Source organism: bacterium (genome assembly GCA_030247525.1).
In the GTDB taxonomy this organism is placed as follows: Bacteria; Electryoneota; JAOADG01; order JAOADG01; family JAOADG01; genus JAOTSC01.
In genome coordinates this window covers 1-6060 of record JAOTSC010000189.1, presented here as the reverse complement: position 1 = coordinate 6060, position 6060 = coordinate 1, and the positions used below count along the sequence as shown (strand labels likewise).

3 protein-coding genes are annotated in these 6060 nt (G+C 48.3%); all 3 read right to left on the bottom strand.

Annotated elements, in window-relative coordinates; all coding sequences use genetic code 11:
• Positions 1 to 64: 64 nt before the first annotated feature.
• Complete coding sequence (locus OEM52_13285) at positions 65 to 4735, bottom strand: DEAD/DEAH box helicase (GenBank protein ID MDK9701109.1); 4671 nt, start codon at positions 4733 to 4735, stop codon at positions 65 to 67.
• 19 nt (positions 4736 to 4754) lie between these two features.
• Complete coding sequence (locus OEM52_13280; protein MDK9701108.1) at positions 4755 to 5735, bottom strand: hypothetical protein; 981 nt, start codon at positions 5733 to 5735, stop codon at positions 4755 to 4757.
• Positions 5736 to 5743: 8 nt separating this feature from the next.
• The coding region (locus OEM52_13275; protein ID MDK9701107.1) for a hypothetical protein at positions 5744 to 6060 on the bottom strand (317 nt) is incomplete at its 5' end.

The following is a 6060-nucleotide window of genomic DNA, read 5'->3' as shown; positions in this document are numbered from 1 at the left end:
TGGGGAGTCGGATCACATAATCTGTACCATCCAGATCGCGCTCGAAAAACGTGAGGGAAACACACTAGAAGGTTAAACCGTTGTCCAATGCTGACCAGGGACCTTCAAACAAAAAGTCGATTTCACTACCATCTAATTTGTAGAGGTGACGCATACCCGCCAACAGTGAATACCCCAACGATAGTCCCCACCGTTTCAATTCGTCAGAGGTCATCGAAGTTGGTACTGGCACAATGAGCCGCAGTACTTCAGCTTTGTTGGAAGCAACCAATGCACAAGCGTTTGGCGTTTTGCCTGCATTTGGACAGCTTTCTCGGTGCCCGAAGGGGTCTTGTTTACTCGTGCTTTTCTTCGCCTTTACACCATTCTTAAGTAACGCTGGGTCCATGTGAAGTATCTGCCCACAGCTACCACACAGAAGGAATCCTTTCCCTTCATCATGTAGCATTGGTATAACATCTTCCAGGTCTTGCTTGGAAGGTCTAGTTCCTTCATTCACCCAATAAACCATCTCGTCACGGCTTAGTCGTAATCCCCACCCATTGGAGACACTCCAACGACCTACGACGTCGCCATCCCACTGGGGATATCCTCGAACGAGATTTTGAACGGCAAACCGCTCTTCTTCTTCCAATATTGGTCGTTCATCTACTTTCGCAATAAATCCAGCAAATCCACGTCCGTCAAGTGGGTAACCTTCGGCGATTGTCTTACAGCGGGGACAACGTGGTGAGTCCCCGTGGTATCGGAGTCCACAAATCGAACACTTTCGGTACTTCCACACTGGTTCGTCGGATGCAGGATTCCATGGAGATGACAAATCCAATCCGATAACTCGCCACCGTTTTGTTCGGGCAAATACTTGTGCTTCAGGTCGGAATTGGTCGATACCGAAAATGCGATTGACCTGAATTGGTTCTTCTTCGTGTGGGTCTGCCAATAATCGTAAGGACGATGGTTCCGTTGGGAATTCATAACCTGGAAGGATACCAAATTCAGCAAATCGTCTTAGTGGGTATCCTGCTGAACGGTCATCTGCTTCCGATTTATTGTTGGTGGGAATGCCAAGTAAACGAGCCACTAAGTCACCAGCACGGGTTCCGGACCGAGCGTTTTGAAGTTCTTTTGAATACACTTCCAAGGGTTTGCGAAGCTCTAAAACTTGACGGGCAGTACGGTCGACAACATTCTGAATGTGGTCGGGTAAGTGTAATAGATTCTGATGCAGTGCTTCGTGGGTCAAGCCCGCTTCAACAAGGATGCTATCACCCCATGCTTGGATGGCAATTGCCACCGCTGGCGTAACATTCTGCAAGACACCAGACTTGAGGGCATCGACTTTATCCTGATTGATATTCCCTTCTGGGGTCACGTACTCGACCATCTTGGTCGCTACACCGGGTTCCGTGATTCCCAGTGCGATCGCATTCAAATGCCGAAGGATTACATCCCGATTACCCAATCCGATAGCTGGTGCAGGTACTTCACCGGAAATCATTTCTGCCGGTTTATCGAAGAAATACTGGTCGTGGGGTGTACTGCGAGCATACCCTAATACCAATCCAACGCGTGTTCTACGACCGGCTCGACCACCCCGCTGTGCGTAGTTATCGGGTCGAGGTGGGACATTGCGTAGTACGACAGCATCCAATCCCCCGACATCGATTCCCATTTCCAAAGTTGGTGAACAAGCGAGCAGATTTACGTTAGAATTCTCTTTTGCCGCCTTAAAATCGTCTTCGATATCACTACGGACTTCCGATGGAACTTGCGCTGTGTGTTCTCTAGCGACCAACGGAATCGTCGATTTAGCTTTAATACGCTGTACGTATCGATTCTCATTTACTTCGGCATCATCCCAATGAATCATCGAACCGTGACAGAACGGACAAGGAAGTTTATCAGCGGCAAAGTGCATCGTCGTACCGCAAACATCACAACGGTAGCGTTTGTCATTAGGGACATTACGTAGCCGTAAAACCTCTTGGTTGACCTGTAGTAGGCGATATTTCTTCTGTGCCCCATATAACTCGGATGGAATGATAAAACGCCCCTGTAGGAGAAACTGGAGCATTTCGATCATAATCTCATTTGCCGATACAAAGCCACCCAAGCGATTTAAAAGTTGTTTCAAAATTCGTTCAATTCGTGGAGAGGAACCACCTGCATTTTGTTTTCGACAGGGGTTAAAGGATTTAATGCCGTGAGGTACTTCGGTACTATCGAGATAGGCAACTGGCTTTCCATCGACAGCCGCGAACCCTTGTGGCTTGGATGTTTTCCGTTCCCACTCGGCTTGAGCAAAATAATCGGGGCAGGTAGTATTGAGGGGATGGTATCGTAACAATTCCCGTGATAAACACCCACGTACCCGCATTTCATTCAACATGCAATGACAGATGTAAGCCAAATCCGAAACGGTAATTCCAATCCGTCCCGCAAGTGCCTCCCCCATCTGTTTTACATACTCATCAAGTTCATGATACTCGATGCCAACCAAACCAAGATTGATGATTGTCGCACGGTATCCCGCATTTACCGCAATGTCGTCGAGTAGAGGTGCTTCTTCCCAGACCTGCATCTTTCGCCTGAGGTCATCGTTTATCCATTTGGTTTCTTCACCGGGTGCATAGGGATTGTCATGAGCCTTCAAGCCAAGGTCAGAAAGAAACCGCACAGTTTGTTCGAGGGTTAGAGACTCATGTTGATTTAGAAGCTGATACACCCTGCGACGCATCCGGTCGTAACGACTGGCAAAAATGATAAACCTGGCTTGATGAGCGGCATCCTGTCGACTATCGCTGAACACCAGCAAGCGTTCTTTGCCATCGTGACCGGGTTTGTCGACATTCGCTTCCGCCAACGATTCGACCAATCCTTCCGACAAAACTTTCACTGCAGCGGAAGTGCCAATCGCAACGGGGGTAATCACACTTCGGTTACCTGCTGTGCCACCACAACACATACACTTCGTTCGGGCAGGAACCATCGTCGCTTTGATATCGTAATCAGCAGGGTCGGCGCTGAAAGTCAATGAAGTCGAACTAAACGACCCATTGAGAATTTTCTTCCCTTTGATTTGACCCTGTCGCAACCTCCCTGCGCCTTGGGAATCATCGATATCATCGAATGTTCCCTCTTCATCATCCATATCCTTTGTGACGAACTTCTCCGGTTGGAACAGTAACCATTCGTTTGGCTCTGCCATGATTGCACTGGGACGAAGCCCACCCTTTTCGATGTCACCGACAAACCGCAGATAATCGGCACCACAGTTACGACATAGCAACAACGGAGCGGTGAATGAACCGCATTCCGAACACTTCTCCTCACCCATCGGATGCAGTTTACCACAGGCGGGATTGATACAGCGGTGGAATCGCCACCCACCTCGAATGAAACGATGCACCCGCAGTCGCAGTGCACCGACCAAACCATCGGGTAGTGCCGCGCCAATCGTCAACAGCTTTGTGACTTCATCGGCAATAGCTTCGTCTGACCAATCTTTCCGTTCGGGAATCTCGGCACGGATTTTACCAACGATTTCGTGTACCGACATCGGTTTCTGAATCAACCACCGATTCAAATCCCATAACATTCGGCAACCACGAACCGCTTCTTCAATCGGTGTCGTAAGGGGTTGGTCAGACAGCTTACACAGGGCAGTACGAACTGATTCGCTGTCACCGATATCAAGGTCGTCAATCGCAACTGGTTGGGTGCTGTAATGGGCTTCAGAAGGAATGTCGATAGACTGGAGTTCTTCGCCGTACACCGCAATGGAATTGTGTTCAGCACCGGTCAATTTGGAGAAGAATTCACGGATATCTTCATCCCGTAGTCGTCGCATTTCCTCTGGTGATTTATCCGATTCAGCAATGCTCTTAATAGTAGCAGAGGTTCCAATCGGAATCAACATCGGATATCGGATACCATGCTCACTGTCCGACACATCCGGTTTCCACGTCTGGGTGGCACGACCAAGATGGGTTCTGACCCGACGAATCAACAATGCAATGTTAGCGCCTAAACTTCCCCGATAGGTGTGTACTTCATCCAGCACCAAAATGCGGCAACGGTGATTGGCAAAAATGCCTTCACGGTCAGCCGGTCGTACCAATAAGTACTCCAGCATCATGTAATTGGTTAGCAGGATATGTGGCGGGTTGCGTCGCAGCTCTTCCCGTTCACTTTGCTTGGTACTGCGGTCATACTTGGCAACCTTAACTACTCCATCGAAACCGGAATCCTCGAGATATTCCTGAATACGCAAAAGTTGGTCATTGGCAAGCGCATTCATCGGATAGACCAGAATAGCGGTGAGACCATTCTGCTTGAAGTGAGAGGCGTCGGCAATCGCATTCTGAATGACCGGCAGGAGGAACGCTTCGGTTTTACCGGATCCGGTGCCAGTAGTAACAACAACCGGACCCGCATCAGGACTAAGTAATCGTTCAATCGCGTCAGACTGGTGGGTATAAGCGAACTCAGTACCCGCTCGTTTCGTCATCACTTTGGCAAGCTTCGGGTCGAGTGGCAGGTCACGCCACGGTTTACCATTCTTGAATGGGCGATGTGCCTGAAAGAACGCCTCCTGTGCAAGGAAGAGCGGCTTATCGAGTTCCCGTTCGAGGGCTGCCATGAGGTTGGGGTCTTTGGCACGGAATTCGGTGCGGAGATACTCCCGATACTCGGCAATCACTTCATCAAGGGCGTGGATGGGGTGTAATGGCATTGATTACCTACTAATCTGCTTATGCATGCTTACGAAGTCTCTTCTTTGCTTCAACGAGAGCAGTATTGAACTTTTGAACATTACCACTCCCATCACGTCGAAATTCTAACATCGCCAATCTAACTTCTTCGGGTTTATTTCCAGTTACCCACAACTCATGTGCGTGATATGCAACCGGCTGACTCTTTAACATTTCATGAAAAGCAGCAGTGTAACCTGAAATTTGTAGTTCCAGTCTTTTGGCAATCTGGATAGTATAGTACTGTGCTAATCCTTCTTTTACGCTTCTGTCGGTTCGAGCAAAGCCATCTGTTACCCAACGGTGACCATCAATATCGGCTCCCAGATGAGTGTAAGCATGTGCAACTTCATGCGCCAGAACCACGGCGGTGAGGTGTTCCGTTTCTACACCCAGCATACCTGCTACTAAACCGATAACTGCCCAGTACAATTCAATCTTACAGTCAGTCGGTGTGTCAACCTGAAACAACGTAGTATCATTCGACCCATAATAGTAAGCGCCAAGAACATCTTCGTCGACAGAAAGGATTTTCTTTACCGGGTCATCTTTGGCAAGTTGTTCAAGTAACCATGCGATAGATTTTTGTGTGTAATTTGCGCAAGGCACTAAGCTCGTTTCGGAACCCTTGAAAGCTTTAGGATGTTTGGCTACTTCCACAAAGAATGGTGCTAAATGCTTTAGATTTGCGTTAGCAGATTGCAAGTACTTTCGCTGTGGACTGATGAGAAGAAGCAAGTCGAGACTGTCATCAAATGAAATATCTTGTAATGCAATGGGTAATCCAGGAACCAATTTTACCGGTACGGAGACGCTTTCAGTTTTGTTTCCTTTATCTGCTTCACCACGCCTTAGCATTAAGCCAGTTTCTTGTTTAATAAGTTCTCGTATCGTGGAATTGAACCTCGTTCTTGTCTGGTCGACTCGGTCCTGAGTGTCGGATGGAATTTGCTTGATAAGGTCTCTTAGTAGAATCGCCATGATTACTCCTATTTCCTCTTGTTGCGATGTTTAATGGTCGGGGTGGTGTCCATCGAGAATAAGGTATGTTCCGAAGCGTCTGCTTCTGACGTGATAGGAATCGGTAGGTCGATGACTGGTTGGGGGAGATTCTCGTTCAGTGGAATGTCCCAGTATGGGTCATACTTTTTGGTGAAAGCATCGAGTCCGATGGCGGTCAATTCATCGAATTTGGCAAGGCAGAGTGTCGGTGCTTTCGGATAGGATTTATGTGAAAAAGTCGAGAGGACATGTTCATACTGTTCGCGGGAGAGACCATACGCCTGTGCAATGACCGCATCAATGG

Coding starts and splice junctions, on each gene's coding strand:
- OEM52_13285 (MDK9701109.1), bottom strand. CDS start 4,735: ATGCCATTACACCCCATCCACGCCCTTGATGAAGTGATTGCCGAGTAT.
- OEM52_13280 (MDK9701108.1), bottom strand. CDS start 5,735: ATGGCGATTCTACTAAGAGACCTTATCAAGCAAATTCCATCCGACACT.